At 57.0% G+C, this 18,334-nt stretch carries 17 protein-coding genes; 16 read left to right on the forward strand and 1 reads right to left on the reverse strand.

The genetic code is table 11. The features are described from left to right. The first annotated feature begins 33 nt into the window (after positions 1 to 33). From VHB22_RS04830 to VHB22_RS04880, 11 genes are all read left to right on the forward strand, one after another. A complete protein-coding gene (locus tag VHB22_RS04830) occupies positions 34 to 927 on the forward strand; it encodes a glutamine amidotransferase family protein (protein WP_325455830.1) in 894 nt (297 codons plus the stop codon). 21 nt (positions 928 to 948) lie between these two features. After that, complete coding sequence (locus VHB22_RS04835) at positions 949 to 1,635, forward strand: GXGXG domain-containing protein (protein ID WP_325455831.1); 687 nt, start codon at positions 949 to 951, stop codon at positions 1,633 to 1,635. After that, a complete protein-coding gene (locus VHB22_RS04840) occupies positions 1,635 to 2,972 on the forward strand; it encodes an FMN-binding glutamate synthase family protein (RefSeq protein WP_325455832.1) in 1,338 nt (445 codons plus the stop codon). The genes VHB22_RS04835 and VHB22_RS04840 overlap by 1 nt, the downstream gene beginning before the upstream one ends. 45 nt (positions 2,973 to 3,017) lie before the next feature. Next, entirely contained in the window at positions 3,018 to 4,352 is a 1,335-nt protein-coding gene (gene glnT, locus VHB22_RS04845; protein ID WP_325455833.1) for a type III glutamate--ammonia ligase, read from the forward strand. A 191-nt stretch (positions 4,353 to 4,543) separates the two neighbouring features. Next, a complete protein-coding gene (locus tag VHB22_RS04850) occupies positions 4,544 to 5,269 on the forward strand; it encodes a type 1 glutamine amidotransferase (protein ID WP_325455834.1) in 726 nt (241 codons plus the stop codon). Positions 5,270 to 5,589: 320 nt separating this feature from the next. Beyond that, on the forward strand, positions 5,590 to 8,196 hold the full coding sequence (locus VHB22_RS04855; protein WP_325455835.1) for a TonB-dependent receptor: 2,607 nt from the start codon (positions 5,590 to 5,592) through the stop codon (positions 8,194 to 8,196). 255 nt (positions 8,197 to 8,451) lie between these two features. Continuing rightward, a complete protein-coding gene (locus VHB22_RS04860) occupies positions 8,452 to 8,859 on the forward strand; it encodes an EF-hand domain-containing protein (RefSeq protein WP_325455836.1) in 408 nt (135 codons plus the stop codon). A gap of 181 nt (positions 8,860 to 9,040) precedes the next feature. Beyond that, entirely contained in the window at positions 9,041 to 9,424 is a 384-nt protein-coding gene (locus VHB22_RS04865) for a hypothetical protein (RefSeq protein WP_325455837.1), read from the forward strand. 188 nt (positions 9,425 to 9,612) lie between these two features. Beyond that, complete coding sequence (locus tag VHB22_RS04870) at positions 9,613 to 9,918, forward strand: hypothetical protein (RefSeq protein ID WP_325455838.1); 306 nt, start codon at positions 9,613 to 9,615, stop codon at positions 9,916 to 9,918. Positions 9,919 to 10,110: 192 nt separating this feature from the next. Then, a complete protein-coding gene (locus VHB22_RS04875; RefSeq protein WP_325455839.1) occupies positions 10,111 to 10,701 on the forward strand; it encodes an NADPH-dependent FMN reductase in 591 nt (196 codons plus the stop codon). An 81-nt stretch (positions 10,702 to 10,782) separates the two neighbouring features. Beyond that, positions 10,783 to 11,880 carry a glycoside hydrolase family 3 N-terminal domain-containing protein gene (locus VHB22_RS04880; RefSeq protein WP_325455840.1) on the forward strand — a complete coding sequence of 366 codons (1,098 nt, stop codon included), beginning with the start codon at positions 10,783 to 10,785 and terminating at the stop codon, positions 11,878 to 11,880. Positions 11,881 to 11,896: 16 nt separating this feature from the next. Here VHB22_RS04880 and VHB22_RS04885 read toward each other — a convergent pair whose 3' ends face one another. Then, complete coding sequence (locus tag VHB22_RS04885) at positions 11,897 to 12,388, reverse strand: NUDIX domain-containing protein (protein WP_325455841.1); 492 nt, start codon at positions 12,386 to 12,388, stop codon at positions 11,897 to 11,899. 200 nt (positions 12,389 to 12,588) lie between these two features. Here VHB22_RS04885 and VHB22_RS04890 point away from each other — a divergent pair, with 200 nt between their 5' ends. The 5 genes from VHB22_RS04890 (at position 12,589) to VHB22_RS04910 (ending at position 18,327) form a co-directional block, all read left to right on the forward strand. After that, positions 12,589 to 12,996, forward strand: coding sequence for an Hsp20/alpha crystallin family protein (locus VHB22_RS04890; RefSeq protein ID WP_325455842.1), 408 nt, complete (start codon positions 12,589 to 12,591; stop codon positions 12,994 to 12,996). 11 nt (positions 12,997 to 13,007) lie between these two features. Further along, positions 13,008 to 15,404: an endopeptidase La gene (gene lon / locus VHB22_RS04895; RefSeq protein ID WP_325455843.1), complete on the forward strand. Its 2,397-nt coding sequence runs from the start codon at positions 13,008 to 13,010 to the stop codon at positions 15,402 to 15,404. A 147-nt stretch (positions 15,405 to 15,551) separates the two neighbouring features. After that, the gene (locus VHB22_RS04900) at positions 15,552 to 16,295 is read left to right on the forward strand and encodes a HugZ family protein (protein ID WP_325455844.1); all 744 of its coding nucleotides are present in this window, start codon (positions 15,552 to 15,554) and stop codon (positions 16,293 to 16,295) included. 166 nt (positions 16,296 to 16,461) lie between these two features. Next, positions 16,462 to 16,680 (forward strand): hypothetical protein, encoded by a 219-nt coding sequence (locus VHB22_RS04905; protein WP_325455845.1) that lies wholly within the window; start codon positions 16,462 to 16,464, stop codon positions 16,678 to 16,680. 279 nt (positions 16,681 to 16,959) lie between these two features. After that, positions 16,960 to 18,327: an Nramp family divalent metal transporter gene (locus VHB22_RS04910; protein ID WP_325455846.1), complete on the forward strand. Its 1,368-nt coding sequence runs from the start codon at positions 16,960 to 16,962 to the stop codon at positions 18,325 to 18,327. The last annotated feature ends 7 nt before the right edge of the window (positions 18,328 to 18,334 follow it).

Here is an 18,334-nt window from a genome sequence, read left to right on the forward strand (position 1 = left end):
TGGGGCGAACCTCAGAAGTAAAGGCAGGCCGTCATGTGCGGAATTGTTGGTCTTTTCATCAAGAACCCGGCTCTTGAACCCGAACTCGGGAGTCTGGTTTCAAAGATGCTCGGGACAATGTGCGAGCGCGGGCCGGACTCGGCGGGTTTCGCCGTTTACGGAACGCCGAGTAAGGGCAAGGGCAAGATCACCCTGCAGTCGGCTGACCCGGCTGCATTCAAAGGCCTTGCCGAGCGAGTTAAGAAAGAAATTGGCGTTGCGGCTGATCTGAACGTCAAATCCAGCCACGCCGTTCTTACTGTCGCCTCGGATAAACTCGACACTGTTCTCGACTGGCTTCGGACGAATGTTCCGGGGATCCGGATCATGGGGTCGGGCGAAGCGATCGAAATCTACAAAGAAGTCGGATACCCGACGGACGTCGCGAACCGTTTCGAATTGGCTAAGATGTCGGGAAGCCATGCGATTGGCCATACCCGCATGGCGACAGAATCGGCGGTCACGACCCTCGGCGCGCATCCGTTTTCGACAGGCCCCGATCAATGCCTTGTGCATAATGGCTCGCTCTCAAATCACAACAGTCTCCGTCGTGAGCTTGTCCGTGACGGCATCCGTTTCGAGACGGAGAACGATACGGAAGTCGCCGCGGCCTACATCACCTGGAGAATGAAGCAGGGTCTCAACCTCGGAGACGCGCTCCGCGGGACGATCGACGATCTTGACGGCTTCTTCAACTTCGTCGTCGGAACGAAAAACGGGTTCGGTGTCGTTCGCGATCCGATTGCTTGCAAGCCGGCTGTGATGGCGGAAACCGACGACTACGTTGCGTTCGGTTCGGAGTATCGCGCGCTTGTCAATCTGCCCGACATCGAGAAGGCCCACGTTTGGGAGCCCGAACCAGCGACTGTCTATTTCTGGGAGCGCTAAAGCGTTATCGAGGAAACACCAATGAGAACAATTGATCTCTCCAAGAGTTCGTTACGCGAACTCAATGAAGACCTGCATCGTCAAAACTCGGGCGCAAACGAGTCATCTTGGGAAATCTTAAATCCGCGGGGTGCGCATGCTGTCGCGGTCGGCGTAGACGCTCCGATCTCAATCGATGTGAAGGGCAGTGTTGGCTATTATTGCGCCGGCATGAATAAGCAAGCCGCCGTTACCGTGCACGGTTCGGCGGGCCCCGGTGTCGCGGAAAACATGATGTCGGGCAAAGTCGTCATCAAAGGCGATGCCAGTCAATACGCGGGAGCGACCGGGCGCGGCGGCCTTCTGGTGATTGAAGGGAACGCATCATCGCGTTGCGGCATATCGATGAAAGGCATCGACATCGTGGTGAAGGGTAACATCGGCCACATGTCTGCTTTCATGGCGCAGTCCGGACATCTGGTCGTCTGCGGCGATGCGGGCGATGCGCTGGGCGATTCAATCTACGAGGCGAAGCTTTTCGTTCGCGGCAGTGTGAAGAGCCTCGGCGCTGACTGTCTCGAAAAGGAAATGCGGCCCGAACATCACGAAGCGCTCACGAAGCTCTTGAGCGATGCGGGATTGAAAAACGTCAAGTCGAGCGAGTTCAAGCGCTATGGTTCGGCGCGCAAGCTCTACAACTTCAACATCGACAACGCGGATGCATACTGATGACATATCATAACCCATCGACGACTCCGCGGAAGTCGTGGACCTTCGACGACTATACATTGTCCGAAATTCGCCGAGCGGCTGCGACCGGCATCTATGACATTCGCGGCGGTGGATCGAAACGGCATGTGCCGCACTTCGACGATTTGCTATTCCTCGGCGCTTCAATCTCACGTTATCCGCTCGAAGGCTATCGGGAAAAGTGCTCGACGTCCGTTACGCTCGGCACGCGCTTTGCGAAAAAGCCGATTGAACTCAAGATTCCGATCACGATTGCGGGCATGAGTTTCGGCGCGCTTTCCGCCAACGCCAAGGAAGCATTGGGTCGCGGCGCGAGCATTGCTGGGACTTCGACCACCACGGGTGATGGTGGCATGACGCCGGAAGAGCGTGGTCAGTCGAAGACGCTTGTTTATCAATATTTGCCGTCGCGCTACGGCATGAACCCCGACGACCTGCGCAAGGCCGATGCCATCGAAGTTGTGGTCGGTCAGGGTGCAAAGCCCGGCGGCGGCGGTATGCTGCTGGGACAAAAGATTTCGGATCGCGTCGCCGAGATGCGTAATCTGCCTAAGGGCATCGATCAGCGGTCGGCGTGCCGTCATCCTGACTGGACCGGCCCGGACGATCTCGAAATCAAAATACTGGAGCTTCGCGAGATCACGGATTGGCAAAAGCCGATTTACGTAAAGGTCGGCGGTACGCGTCCTTATTACGACACTGCGCTTGCAGTGAAGGCTGGCGCCGATGTCGTCGTTATCGATGGCATGCAGGGCGGCACCGCCGCGACGCAGGAAGTCTTTATTGAGAATGTCGGCTTGCCGACGCTTGCGTGCATCCGCCCTGCAGTGCAGGCGCTGCAGGATCTCGGGATGCACAGGAAGGTGCAGCTCATCATTTCCGGTGGCATCCGGAACGGTGCAGATGCGGCAAAGGCTTTGGCCTTGGGTGCGGATGCTGTCGCGATAGGTACGGCGGCGCTTGCCGCGCTTGGCGACAATGATCCGGCTCTCAATGCCGAATACGCAAAGCTCGGCACAGAAGCGGGCTGCTATGACGATTGGCATGAAGGCCGCGATCCGGCGGGTATTACGACGCAGGATCCGGAGCTTTCAAAGCGTCTCGATCCGGTACGCGCCGGGCGTCGCCTTGCCAATTACCTCAAGGTCATGACGCTCGAAATTCAGACGGTGGCTCGCGCTGCTGGTCACAATAACATTCACAATCTCGAACCCGAGGATCTCTGCGCGCTCACGTTGGAGGCTGCAGCTATGGCGCGGGTGCCGCTTGCAGGAACGAGCTGGATACCGGGAGTCAACGGATCGGGCGGCTTTTAAGCCGCCCTCTCTCTTTCAAAAACAATAAGTTCAGGGAAACGCCCAATGCCTTACGATTCAAACCCCCTCGCGCAAGAGCGCGATCTGGCTGCTGTCGCAAAAGAGCGCGGCATCCGGTACTTCATGATTTCCTACACGGATCTTTTCGGATATCAGCGTGCCAAGCTTGTTCCTGCAGCGGCGATAGCCGACATGCAGAAAGACGGCGCAGGCTTCGCGGGTTTCGCGACTTGGCTCGATCTAACGCCGGCGCATCCGGATCTCTTCGCTGTACCGGATCCCGCGTCGTTTGTTCAGCTTCCTTGGAATCGGGAAGTGGGCTGGGTCGCTGCGGATCTGGTGATGGACGAAAAACCTGTCGACCAGGCGCCGCGCGTGGTCCTGAAGAAGCTCAGGAAGCAAGCTGCCGACAAAGGTCTCTATGTCAAAACCGGCGTCGAGTGCGAGTTTTTTCTTACAAAGCCTTGCGGCACACTGATTTCTGACGACGCCGATCGCGCGGCTAAATCCTGTTACGATCAGCAGGCTCTGATGCGCCGTTATGATGTGATCTCGGAAATTTGCGATCACATGTTGGACCTGGGTTGGGGTCCCTATCAAAACGATCATGAGGATGCCAACGGCCAGTTTGAAATGAACTGGGGCTTCGATGACAGTCTCGTGACGGCGGATCGGCATGCGTTCTTCAAATTCATGGCGCGATCGGTTGCCGAAAAGCACGGTCTGCGCGCGACCTTTATGCCGAAGCCGTTTCTCGGTCTTACGGGTTCAGGATGTCATGCGCACATCTCGGTTTGGGACGAGACGGGCACGTCGAACAAGTTTCACGATCCTCATGATGAGATGGGGCTGTCGAAGGAGGGATATCACTTCCTCGGCGGCATCATGCGTCATGCAGAGGCGCTTTCGGCGATCACGAATCCGACCGTCAATTCATATAAGCGCATCAACGCACCTCGCACCGTTTCGGGCGCAACGTGGGCGCCGAATACCGTTACGTGGACCGGAAACAACCGCACGCACATGGTGCGCGTTCCAGGCAAGGGCCGTTTTGAGCTGAGGCTTCCGGATGGTGCGGCCAATCCTTACCTTCTTCAAGCCGTCATCATCGCGGCGGGACTCAACGGCATCAACAAGTCGGCCGATCCGGGTAAGCGTCTCGATATCGACATGTACCAGCTCGGTCACACGGTCACCGATGCTCCGAAGCTGCCGCTCAACCTTCTCGATGCGCTCAGGAACTTCGATAAGGACCAGGAGCTGAAAGAGATGCTAGGCACTGAATTTGCGGATGCCTACGTCAAGCTGAAAACGAGCGAGTGGAATTCCTACGCATCGCATCTCACACAGTGGGAACGGGATAATACGCTCGACATTTGACGATTTATCAAAAATGACTTGTGCGCAACGATCTCATGCCGGTCGTTGCGGACGCCCCTGGGGCAATGCCTATGGTCTTCTGTTGCTACGGTGCAGTTTCCCATCGTGCCAGCATGAGAGTCGCGTCGGCAATGCCTCGGGGCTTTTGCGCCTGATGGTAGCCTGTTAGTTTTGAGCATGGTGATCGGGTGATGAAGATACTCGTTTTGCAGCACGTCGATGTCGAGCATCCCGGCATTTTTCGGGATTTCTTGAGAGCCGATGGATTGACCTGGGATACCGTCGAAGTCGACGCGGGCGAGCCCATACCAGACGTGACGCGCTATGATCTGATGATCGTCATGGGCGGACCGCAGGACGTGTGGCAGGAGAAAGAGTACCCCTGGCTCGTCGCCGAAAAGGCTGCAATTCGCAAATTTGCCGTCGATCTCGGCCGGCCCTATCTCGGTATTTGTCTCGGACATCAGCTCTTGGCGGCGTCCGTCGGCGGTGAGGTCGCGCCGGGAAAGCCCGAGGTAGGTGTGTTGGAAGTTCGCAAGACAAAAGCGGGTGTTTCCGATCCGATCTTCAACGGTATTAATGATCCCATCAGTGTGCTTCAGTGGCACGGGGCCGAAGTCGTCTCGGTGCCGGCAGGTGCGACGGTCCTTGCGGAATCGGATGCCTGCAAGATTCAGGCTTTTCGATATGGCGAGCGCGCTTACGGCTTCCAGTTTCATGTCGAAATAACTGACCAGACGGTGGCTGACTGGGCAGCCATTCCGGCCTATGCGCGCGCTCTCGAAAAAGCGCTGGGTGACGGCGCCGTGGAGCGTCTCAAGGTCGACGCCGCCGACCAGCTTCCCGCGTACAACCGGAATGCCAAGATTATCTATGACAACTTCAAAACTGCGGTATTCGCACGCGACGTGCGATAGCGGGGACTTGACCATTCCTGAGTCGCGCCTGCGTCGGCTCGTGAAAGCTGCGGTCGCTTACGGCTCTCGGGAATAATTCCTGATATGTCTATGCATTTATTCCTTTCATTTCGGGATTTGTGACTTCGTAGCCACTCAGGCTCGCCGAAATGCTGCGATGGGAAATAATCGGGTCTGGCCGTGGATTGACCCCCTCCCGAAAAGATCATTTTCCTGAGGCGGGGAGCGATTGGAGTCGCGATCGCTAAGAAGTGCTCGATTTCTGAATTTTGTTCAGAGAACAAAGCGCAGCAACGGGCCAAATGGGGGAATGTCGGGAAATGAAGCGTCACCTTCTTGCTTCGGCGGCTGCTGGGGCATTGCTGGCCGTATTCGGCGGATCCGGATTGGTTTTGGCGCAGGATGCAGGGGGCACGGCGCAGCAGGCCAATCCGTCGGGGGCGTCGCAGGGTCAAAGCTTGCCCGAGGTTCAAGTTATTCAGCAACAGAAAAAGGCGAAGCCGAAGCCCGTCAAACAGGCGAAGAAAAAGCCGAAGACGACTCCGCCTGCCGTGGCCGCCGCACCCGCGCCTGTCGCTCCGGCAGCTGTCGAAGAAGACACAGCTGCTAACGGCGGGCCGCTCAATCCTGAAAATTTCGCGCAGCCGCCAGAGCCGAACTTGGTGAAGATGTCGCCGATCGGCAGCGAAATTCCGGTCGAGAAAGTTCCCGGAAGCGTTACGCAGATGACCTCGTCGGACATTAAAAGAGACGGTTCGGTCATCGTTCAGGATGCGCTGCAGTCGCGGGTTCCTGGCTTGATCATCAGCGACCTGCAGGGCAACCAGTTCCAGACGGATATTCAATATCGCGGTTTTGAAGTTTCGCCGGTGAACGGCGTTGCTCAAGGTATGGCCGTTTATCAGAACGGCGTGCGCATCAACGAAGCCTTCGGCGACATCGTCAACTGGGACTTCCTGCCTTCGAACGCGATCAACAACGTTACGGTTATGACCGGAAATCCGGTTTTCGGTCTTAACGCACTCGGCGGCTCGATCTCCATCGACATGAAGGATGGTTTCAATTTCCACGGCGCAGACATCGATACGCGCTTCGGATCATTCGGACGCGCACAGGTTAGCGCCGAGGCCGGTCTGCAAAGCGGCAACTGGGCTGCTTACGGCGCATTCGAAGCAATCAGCGACGGCGGGTTCAGAGATTTTTCCGAGGCTGAAGCTCGTCGCGGCTATTTGGATTTGGGCGTGAAGGGTGACAACGCCGAGTTCCATTTCAACTTCAGCGGCGCTGATAATAACGTCGGCGTCACGGCGGCTGCGCCGGAAGAGCTGCTGGATATGGGCCGCAACCTGACATTCACGTCGCCGCAGACGACGGAAAACATCATGCAGATGTACTCCGTCAACGGTAAGGTTCGGGCGACCGAAGACATCACGCTGTCGGGCGTTGCTTATTACCGGCACTTCAAGCAGAGCCACATCGACGGCAATCTGTTCGACGATCCAGGCCCGTGCGACGATGATCCGGCGACTTTGTGCTCCGGTGACGATACGGTTCGAAATGCTGCAACCGGCGGCACTGTTCCATTTAATCCCACTGCTGTTTACGGGTCGATCGACGCGACGTCTCAGAATGCCGATAGCGAAGGTTTCACGTTCCAGGCTGTCGATAAGGCTCGGCTGTTCGGACACAGGAACCAATTCACTGTCGGGGTCAGCTACGACCACGGGCGCGTGACCTATACAGCCGATAGCGAACTCGGATTTATGCAGCCGAAGTTTGTCGTGGCGGGCCAAGGAACGATCCTTAGCGGCACGGACGATTTCAGTCCGCGCGCGTTGACGGCGACCAACGATTACGCCGGCGTCTACTTTTCCGACACGCTGGATCTAACCGATCAGTTGGCATTGACGGTCGGAGGCCGTTACAATTATGCGGCGATCCAGCTTCGCGATGCGATGGGCAATCATCCGGAACTCGATGGTACGAACCAGTACAACCGATTCAATCCATCGGTCGGTTTGACTTATGCGTTCTCGCCGGGGCTGAACTGGTATGGCGGCTATTCGGAGGCAAACCGGGCGCCGACCCCTGCGGAGCTTGAATGCGCAGATCCCGAAAATCCGTGCCTCATCGAAAGCTTCCTAACGGCCGATCCGCACTTAAAGCAGGTCGTTTCGCACACCTGGGAAACGGGCCTGCGAGGAACGATCAAGAACTGGACGGGTGAGCAGTGGGATTGGAGCGCTGGGCTTTTCCGCACTCTCAATACCGACGATATTCTCGACGCCGCGTCCACCGATATTGGACATGGCTACTTCCAGAATTTTGGCGACACCTTGCGCCAGGGCGTGGAAGCGAGCCTCTCGTATCGTTCGCAGCGCTTGTTTGCCTACGCCAACTACACTTACACGAATGCGACGTTTAACACGGCTGGCATTTTCCCGTCGCCGAACCATCCGGGTGCCGCTACCGCGGAATGCGGCGATGACGATGGAGGCGGAGACGATGATGACGACGGCAAGTGCTATGCCGTTCATCGCGGTGACCGCCTACCGGGGGTACCTGCCCACACGTTCAAGGCCGGTTTCGATTATTGGATGACTTCCAAGTGGAAGATCGGTGCTGACGTTATCGCAGCAAGCAATCAGATCCTCTATGGGGACGAAGCCAATCTCGATCGGCCTCTGCCAGGATATGCCAAAGTCAATCTGCACACGTCGTATGATCTGACCGATCATATTCAGATCTATGGCTTGTTCGAAAACCTTCTGGATAATCAGTATTCTCTGTACGGAACATATTTCAGCGTCGACGATGCGAACGATTTGTCTGACGTGACCCACGTGACGTTCAACGAAGACAATCCGCGAACTGTGGTTCCGGCCATTCCGTTCGCGGCGTATGGCGGCATCAAGGTGAGATTCTAGCGTTTATCACGACACCTCGTCCCGGAAACTTTGAAGCGGCGGAAACCCATCCGCCGCTTTTTTTCTGTTTCGGCTCAATTTTGTCCCGGGAAAAAGTCCTGATTTTATTTCCTAAATCTCACCTTAAGGCGGGAACTTATCGTGATGTATCGTCCGTTTAGTCAACGGATGTGAGGGAATTAATCCCTATATCCTAGAGGCATGATTAGCAAGGATCGCTAGTGCGGCGATCCCAAAATGCGGAGTTTGATGGATATGAAATTCAAATTGCTTGGTGCAGTGGCTGCGGCGACGGTTATCGGATTTGCTTCTTTCGCGCACGTCGGAGCGGTGAAGGCTGCTTCAGCTTCGCTTACGGCGCTCGATCCAGACAATGACGGAACGGTCGATATTCCTGAGGCCAAGGCCGCCGCAGGTAAGCTCTTCATCAAGCTCGATCCGGATAAGGACGGCACGCTCGATGCGAAGGAATTGTCGGGTCGTGTTGACGAAGCGGGCCTGAAGGAGGCTGATCCCGACAACGACGGTACGTTGGACCAAAAGGAATATGACGCCCTGGTCGAAAAGCGCTTCAAGGCCGCTGACCCGGACAACGACGGCACGCTCGACGATAAGGAGCTAGCTTCTGACGCCGGGAAGTCTTTCCTTCTTCTCGTCGAATAAGCACTGAACTGCGCTGCCGGGGACACAGTTGGATTTAAGAGCCACGCGTCCGATTGTGCATCCGGCGGCGCAGCCATTGAAGTGTGGCGATTCTCCCGGCACACTTTCCAAAAATCGTATTTTTTTCGGGAAGGACGTTCAAGCAGCGGCTCGGTTTTTATAGCCAAACAGGAGGCGATCCGTGCAACGGTCAGTTCTTCCTCTCGCATTATGCGCCGCGCTCGCTGCGGTCGTCGGCGGTTCAAACCAAGCAAAGTCGACTGCACCGGAACGCGTTGCCGGGTATTTCTGCGGTGCCAAGGCCGAGCAGATCGCGTATCTCCAAAGGTTGGCTGCGGGTGACAATGAGGAGATTGCAGCGAACGTCGTAAACAAATCGGTCGGCAGACAAACCTGCGCTTACTTCCTTCCGGCGGATGCCATACCCGTAAAGGATCAAACGGTCTTCAATGACGGGCTCGTTTTCAAGGTACAGAGTTTTATTTTTTTGCCGGAGAAGGTCGAGCGCTGGACCGGCACATATTTCGGGTCGCTGGAAAACAAATCCAGCTTTCACGAACTCTGATTTTCGCGTTGCTGTTCTCGTGCGCGGGAACCCGTTCGACTAATCGCATATCAGTGTCCAACGGCGGTTCGACTGTTCGAAGGCCGATCGTTCATTGCCTGTGACAAATCACGCGGAGCGCTGGGAAAACGGCCCATTGCAATGCAGTAGCTGGTCCTTTTCTGTCGAGCAAAAGGGATACGCTCGACATGAAGTTCAAATTTTCTGCGATATTTCCCGCCGCTCTGGCGCTCAACCGACTCGCCCTTCCGGCGGCAGCCGATACGCCGCCGCCAGCGTGGCAGATTCCAACGATCTGCCAGAACGCGAAATCGGACGAAGAGTGTTCGCGGCTCGAGTCATCAAGCCGCAATAGCGTTCTGGACCGTTGGTCGAAGGCGCCGGAAGCGGATCGCACGGCTTGCCTTGCCCACGTTCAGAAAAACGGTGGGCCGAGTTACTGGCGGCTGCTCGATTGTCTCGGGAACCGGGCTTTGCAGACGATGGAGCATTAGCACGCTCCACTTTTACTGCGGAGGCCGCTATTCGGGCGCCGTCGCGGACCTTTCATCGGACAGGCTTTCAGGAACGGCGCATTTTGGGATGCTCCGACACGTGCCATAGTCTGGTTGCGGCGGCGGTTTCCTCGACCGGCCGCTCGTATGCTAGGCTCACTTCCGTAGCGCGAGGTTACGGAACGGCCGAATATGGCTCACAGCATTCTTGTTTTTTACGGATCTTATCGAAGGGACCGCAAGGGCATTCGCCTCGCGAACTTCGTCGTTACGCAATTGAGAGCGCGTGAAGATGAAGCAGAGTTGATCGATGCGCAGGCGATTGGTCTGCCTATGCTCGACCGGATGTATAAGGAGTATGCATCGGGTGCGGCTCCGGCGGTGATGGAAAGCCTGGCAGGAAAGATCCGCGATGCCGACGCATTCGTTTTCGTGACCGGCGAATACAATTGGGGCGTGCAGCCGGGGCTCAAGAACCTGACCGATCATTTTCTTGAAGAATGGTTTTGGCGTCCGGCCGGAGTCGTCAGCTATTCGGCTGGCCGTATTGGTGGTGTCCGATCGGGGTTGGCGTGGCGGGACACGCTTTCAGAAATGGGCATGGTGGTCATTTCGAGCACGTTAGCTGTCGGCCCGATCGAGCAGACGCTCGACGAAAGAGGGGAGCCGATCGGGGAACTCGGCAACGGATTGATGAAGGCATTTCCGCGTTTCGCAGATGATCTGGCGTGGTGGACGGAAGCCGCGAAGGCGCAACGTCAGCATAAAGCTCCGCCTTACTGACTTGAACCATGTTGCAACCGCAGCGCGCGTCGCATAAGGCCAGTGCAGTTGATGGCTGATCGGTTGACAGAGAGACATATGATGTCCGACGCGGACCTCGCGAGTGTGGGTGATCATTTCATTGTCGGCTTACGTCCCACGACGACACTCCATCCCCTGGACCGTGACCTACTCCGCGACCTCAGGCCTGCGGGCGTTATTCTCTATAAAAGCAACTTCCGTCATGATCTGCGCTATGATGATTGGCTCGCGAGCCAGGCCGAGCTTATCGCCGACATTCGCGGCGTAATTGGCCGGGAGCGAATTTTTATCGGGATCGATCACGAAGGCGGCCGCGTGTGCCGGACACCGCCTCCGATAACGCGTTATGGTTACGCGCGCTCGTGGGGCAACGATGCGGGTGCGGTTGGTGCCGCGATGGGTGTCGAACTCGCTTCGCTGGGGGTGAACCTGAGCTTCGCTCCTGTTCTCGATATCGACAGCAACCCGAAAAATCCCGTCATCGGCGCGCGGGCTTTCGATTCGACGCCCAGTGGCGTCAGCACTATGGCGCTCCAATTCGCAAAACAATTGGAGGCTAACGGCGTTCGGGCCTGCGGCAAACACTTTCCTGGACACGGCGATACGCACGTCGACTCGCACTACGAGTTGCCGGTGATCGGGGCGACACTTGACGATTTGCGCCACCGGGAATTGCAGCCATTCGCTGCTGCGGTGGCTGCGGGTTTCGGCATGATCATGACGTCGCATATTCTCTTCCGGGCCATCGACCCCGTGTATCCGGCGACGTTGTCGCGGCAGATTACGCACGGTTTGCTCCGCGAGGACCTTGGCTTCGAGGGCGTCATCGTATCGGATGACATCAGCATGCGTGCCGTCAGCAAATTATTCGACAACGCGGATGCGGCCATTCAGTTCATGGCTGCCGGCAACGATCTGATGATGATTTGTGCGCACTGGGCGGATACCGAACGCGCCCGGCCGCTCGCGCGACGTATTATCGAGGCACGCCGCGCAGGAGACCTCGAATCTCGCGAGCTCGACCGCTCGAAAGAACGGATCGCGGAGATGCTGGAACGTACGCCTCAAAATTCCGTTCGGCGTCTCAGCCAAGATGTGTTCGCGCGTCATGCGCAGGTCGGAGCGCTTTACTCCGACACGACCGCGGAAGTCATTTGAACCGTTTTCCGGTTCGCTATCCTGGCAATCCTGTGCCGCCGCTGTCGCGCCCCGAGAGCACCTTTTCAAGCCGATCAATAAACTGAGCTTGGCTTTTTAGAATTTTCCGCCGCGCGGCTTCGAGCCCGAACCATGTAGCCGCATCGACCTCCGGGAAGGTTTCGGTGCGCCCCGACTTCGGAGGCCATTCCATCTCGAAGGTATTGCTAACCAAGCGTTGAGGATCCCAGTCGTCTTCGACTGCCCAAGCATGCACGAGCTTTCCTCCAGCCTGTCGGAGCGAGCCGAGAGATAAGGCCGTTCCCTGCGGCTCATGACCCGTTTCTTCGAAGAATTCGCGGCGTGCGGTGGCGAGTAGATCTTCGCCATCTTGCACTTCGCCTTTTGGCAGCATCCACGCGCCATCGTCCTTACGCTGCCAGAATGGGCCGCCGGGATGAACAAGAAGAACTTCCACCACTTCTCGGCGATGGAACAGGAGCAGCCCGGCGCTGGTTTTATTTTTCAATCGTTTTCCTTAGCCAACTGGAGTGCGCAAGATATGCGGGCAAATAACAAGCCTGACGTCAACTCTGACGTGCGCCGAGGCTTTTGTTCGGGCCTTGCCTATTGACGGCTGGGACGGCGATGATGACATCATGCCTTGCCAGATCGGCAATTCGTCGTTCTCGCGCCTGTGTTCCAAAATCCTGCTTGCAAGGGAAGACTATGCCGGATCGAAATTCCATGGGTTGGATGCTCTCGGAAGCGATCGAGACGCTGGCTCGCGCGGAACGTATGCACCGTCAATTTTTTCAATTGCGGTCGCTGGGCGTTGCTGGCGAGCCCTCATGGGAACCGCCGATCGATGTGCTGGAGACCGAGCGCGAAGTTCTGGTTCTGGTCGCTTTGCCGGGTGTCGACCCAAGCCAGGTCGATGCCGTGATCGATGATGGAAGTCTTGTCGTGTCGGGAAATCGTATTCTTCCACCCGAATTACGCAATGCTGTCATTCACCGACTGGAGTTGCCCCAGGGCCGCTTCGAGCGCCGTGTGCCGTTGCCGGCCGGTCGATATGCGGTGCGCCAGTTTGCGGCCAATGGATGTCTCGTCTTCAATCTGACGAAGCTGGCGTGAGGTGAGAGATCATGGTGCCCTCAGACGATTCCAGCAGCGTCGCGGCGAACGGCTCAGCTACCGCGAATGGCAACGGACCGGTTGCGAGCCTTCCGTCAGATGCGCTTATTCTTCTTCCCGCGCGACAGCTCGTTCTTTTTCCCGGCCTTGTTATGCCGATTACGATCGGACGGCCGAAGTCGATCGCCGCGATTCAGCAGGCCGTGCGTGAACAGCGCCAGATCGGCATCGTTCTGCAGCGGGAGCCGGGCATCGACGATCCGGGTCCAGATGATCTCTACCGCATCGGGACGCTCGCAAACGTTGTCCGCTATATCACAGCGCCCGACGGCACCCATCACGTAATCGTTCAGGGCGTGCAGCGCATACGCATCTTGGACGTTCTGCCAGGAACCCCTTTTCCGACCGCAAGGGTTGCTCACATTCCCGAACCGGACACGCGTTCGTCCGAGATCGAAGCGCGGTTTCGCAATCTTCAAAATCAGGCGCTTGAGGCGATGGAGTTATTGCCGCAAGCTCCGCAGGAGCTCATCGCGGCGATCCAAGGGGCGACATCGCCTGCCGCGCTGGCCGACCTTGCCGCCGGATACATGGATGTTCCGGTAGCGGAAAAACAGCAGATCCTAGAAACGGTCGATCTGACAGCGCGCATCGAGCGCGTTTCGCAGCTTCTTGCGGAGCGTATCGAAGTGATGCGCCTTACACAGGAGATCGGACGGCAGACAAAAGTCGCATTGGACGAGCGTCAGAAAGAAGCGGTTTTGCGCGAGCAGATGGCTGCCATCCAGCGTCAGCTCGGCGAGAGCGACGGCAAATCAGAGGAAGTCGCGGAACTCACCGAAGCCATTGCAAAAGCTCACATGCCTGCGGAGGTCGAAGCTCAGGCACGGAAGGAGCTCAATCGCTATCAGCGCATGCCCGAGGCTGCGGCCGAGTCCGGAATGATCCGCACGTATCTCGATTGGCTTATCGAGCTTCCTTGGGGGTTGCCAGAAGAAAAGCCGATCGATATCGCGGCTGCGCGAAAAATTCTCGATGAAGATCACTTTGGTCTCGAAAAGATCAAGAACCGGATCGTCGAATATCTTGCGGTTCGGAAGCTCGCACCCAATGGCAAGGCGCCGATTCTTTGTTTTGTCGGTCCGCCGGGCGTCGGCAAGACATCGCTCGGTCAATCCATCGCACGGGCCATGGATCGGCCGTTTGTCCGTGTCAGCTTGGGCGGTGTTCACGACGAAGCAGAGATTCGCGGTCATCGTCGCACGTATGTCGGCGCGTTGCCCGGAAACATCATTCAGGCGATCCGAAAAGCCGGCACGCGCAATTGCGTGATGATGTTCGACGAGATCGACAAGATGGGACGAGGCATTCAGGGCGATCCGTCGGCGGCGATGCTTGAAGTGCTTGATCCAGAACAGAACAATAGCTTTCGTGATAACTACCTTGGTGTGCCATTCGATTTAAGTCGTGTCGTGTTTATCGCGACAGCCAATATGCTGGACACCATTCCCGGGCCCCTCCGGGATCGCATGGAAGTCATCAGTCTCAGCGGTTACACGGAAAGCGATAAGCTCGAAATCGCCCGTCGTTATCTTGTTCGACGTCAACTCGAAGCCAACGGTCTGACGGCTCAGCAGGTTGAGATAGATGACGATACGTTGCGGGCCATCATTCGCGGCTACACGCGCGAAGCGGGCGTGCGAAATCTTGAACGCGAGATCGGGCAGGTGTTTCGGCATGTCGCAGTATCGATCGCGGACGGTAGCGCCACTCACGTCGTAATTTCCGCCGATGACCTTCCGAATGTCCTCGGAGCACCGCGCTTTGAAAACGAAGTTGCGATGCGGACCAGTATTCCCGGCGTTGCGACGGGGCTCGCGTGGACGCCCGTCGGCGGCGATATACTTTTCATCGAAGCGACGCGCGCGCCCGGCAAAGGCGGACTGATCCTCACGGGGCAATTGGGGGAAGTCATGCGTGAAAGCGCGCAGGCCGCAATGACGCTCGTGAAGAACAAAGCTGCTTCTCTTGGTATCGATCCGAAGCTTTTCGAAACGAGTGACATTCACATCCACGTTCCGGCGGGCGCTACGCCGAAGGACGGACCGAGTGCGGGCGTTGCCATGTTCACCGCTTTGGCTTCGCTTCTCACGAACCGCACAGTGAGAAGCGATACGGCGATGACGGGGGAAATTTCGCTCAGGGGGCTTGTGTTGCCCGTCGGCGGCATCAAAGAAAAAGTCGTCGCGGCTGCGGCGGCCGGGATCACCCAGGTTATCCTGCCGGCACGCAACCGACGGGATTTCGAAGACATTCCGAAAGATGCGCGCGATCGATTGAAGTTCGTTTGGGCCGATCGGGTCGATGACGCTATCGATGCCGCGCTAGAAATGGCTGAGACAACGTAGAGCGGCCATCTCCGCACAAAAGTTTACTCAATTCGTAGACAAGTTGGTCGCCGGTACGGTAGATCGCTTGGCGAGCTAAGGGTGGAGATAAGCTTATCCGGCGGCGCAAAAGCGAACCGGACGGAGTTTCTCCTGAAAGGATGTGTCATGGCCAACGACAAAAAGGATGTTCTGCAGCAGGTCGACGATTCGGTGCGGAGGCAAGGCAAAACGCTTATCCGCTCGGCGCGCTATGGATCGTTGGGCACACTCGATCCGGCCGACGGGTCACCTTTCGTCACGCGGGTTAGTCTTGCGACAAGCATGGACGGATCTCCCGTGTTTCTGATTTCCCGGCTTTCGGGGCATTTCAGGAATCTTGAAGCCGATACGCGCTGCTCACTCCTGGTGGGTGAGCCAGGGAAGGGCGATCCGTTGGCGCATCCGCGCCTGACGATCGTCGGAACAGCAGAGTGCATTTCATCGGATGTGGCGCGCGAGCATGTCAAACAGCGCTATCTCAGACGTCATCCGAAAGCGGAACTCTACGCGGATTTTCCGGATTTCGCGTTTTGGAAATTCAAGATCACGCGCGCATCTCTGAACGGCGGGTTCGGCAAAGCCTACGCATTTAAGAGTAGTGACCTTGTTACGTCGCTGGAGGGAGTCGAAAGCCTTGCGGACGCCGAGGCCGGCGCCGTCGCTCATATGAACTCCGATCATTCCGATGCCGTCGATCGCTATGCGGCGAAGGTGGGCGCGAAGCTGAACGGATGGTCCCTTTCGACGCTCGATCCTGAAGGGCTCGATCTTACGCACGGAGATCAGATCGCCCGGTTATGGTTTGATGCACCGCTTGCATCGGCTCAGGATTTGCGTCCCGTTCTCGTGGCGCTTGCGAAAACAGATTGAATGTCTCGCCGCTTGAAAGGCGGTAGGGTATTGGACCGATTTTGCACAGTGGTTAGCGCTTCTTTAGTCAGTCGTGACTTCTAAATGACGCAATGCGCGCTTGCTTCGGATTTGCCACAAACTCTCCATAGTGACGATCGTCACGTCCGACGGGGGAGTAGCACGCATGCCATTCGATGCGCCCACACAAGCTGTGATGAAGAGGGCTTACGAGGAAGCGGTCGATCAGTTATCGGGACAGAGCGTCAGGCTCGATGAAACGACACGTCGCGCGATGGCGAGGGCTATTCTCTGCATGACTCGCTTGGGAGAACGCGACCCCGAGACACTTATGCGGTACGCTGCATTCAAAGCGCGAACGATGCTTATGGGTCTGGATGAGTGACGCCGTGCGTCACCGTTCGCGAGGCAGCCAAAACCAGCATCCCGGTTATATCGCGCGGGCGTCTGTACGGTTCGGCGCTTTTGGTTATCTCATTTAAAGCATTTCTTATCGTCACCACCCTGCGTGGTCGGTGATTGCCGCTGCGCGCATTTTGTAACGGATAGACAAGGCGTGCTTGCCAGGGGCAAATGGATGACATGTCCATCTTGCAATTGCAAATCATTTGCAACTAGGATACCCTGCCTTCTGCCGGACGAAAGTACAGATACGATGAGGCCTATGGATAGCTCAACACGAACATCCAAAGCTGCAAGCGAAGGAGGCTGGCGGTTTTCACGCGTTCGCGAGGCCGAGCCGAGCTTGCCGGAGGTTCATGGCTCCATTCCCGTTACTCGGCGCGGCTCTTGGTTGAGGCAGCTGCTAGCGTTTACCGGCCCGGGCTACATGATATCGGTCGGGTACATGGATCCCGGCAATTGGGCGACCGATATCGCGGGCGGGGCCAGGTTTGGCTACACGCTCCTGTCGGTCATCATGATTTCCAATCTGATGGCAATTCTGCTGCAGGCGCTGTCGGCACGGCTTGGCATCGTCACCGGTCGCGATTTGGCCCAGGCGTGCCGTGCCGCCTATTCTAAACCGGTGAGCATTGCCCTCTGGATTGCCTGCGAGCTGGCTATCATTGCTTGCGATCTTGCCGAAGTCATCGGCACCGCAATCGCGCTAAAACTTCTCTTCGGAATTCCTTTGATTGCCGGAGCGCTGATTGCCGCTCTCGACGCGTTTCTGCTGTTGTTCCTAATGAACAAGGGGTTCCGTTTCCTCGAAGCGTTCATCATCATGTTGCTTGTGGTGATCGGGGTCTGTTTTGCGACGGAGATTGTCCTGTCGGCGCCACCGGTTGCGGCCGTTTTCGGTGGGTTTGTTCCATCCAAGGAGATCGTCAGCAATCCGGAGATGCTTTATCTCGCCATCGGCATCATCGGAGCGACGGTGATGCCGCATAATCTCTACCTGCATTCGTCTATCGTTCAGACGCGCGATTTCGAACAAACAGAGGCAGGAAAGCGTCACGCTATTCGCTGGGCAACCGTTGATAGTACGATCGCGCTGATGCTGGCTCTGTTTGTCAATGCCGCGATTCTCATCGTTGCGGCGGCTGTGTTTCATGCCAATGGCCAGACCGACGTTGCGGAAATAGAGCAGGCGTATGCGTTACTTTCCCCGCTACTCGGCGTCGGAGTTGCTTCGGTGCTGTTTGCGGTCGCCTTGCTGGCATCAGGATTGAATTCGACGGTAACTGCAACGCTTGCCGGACAAATCGTTATGGAAGGGTTTGTTCGGCTGCGGCTTCCGCATTGGGCAAGGCGGCTTGTGACGCGGGCGCTTGCAATCGTTCCGGTGATATTCGTGATGGCGTTTTATGGCGAGGGGGGAACCTCCAGGCTTCTAATATTGAGCCAGGTTATCCTGTCGATGCAATTGCCCTTTGCGGTTATTCCGCTCGTTCAGTTCGTGTCGGACAAAGGCAAGATGGGAACTTTCGCCATCTCGCGCCCGGTCGCTATGCTATCTTGGGCTGTCGCTTCAATTATTGTCGTCCTCAACGTCAAGCTCCTGTTCGATACAATGTTCGGCACAGGCTGACAGGCGT

Source organism: Hyphomicrobium sp. (assembly GCF_035548195.1).
In the GTDB taxonomy this organism is placed as follows: domain Bacteria; phylum Pseudomonadota; class Alphaproteobacteria; order Rhizobiales; family Hyphomicrobiaceae; genus Hyphomicrobium_B.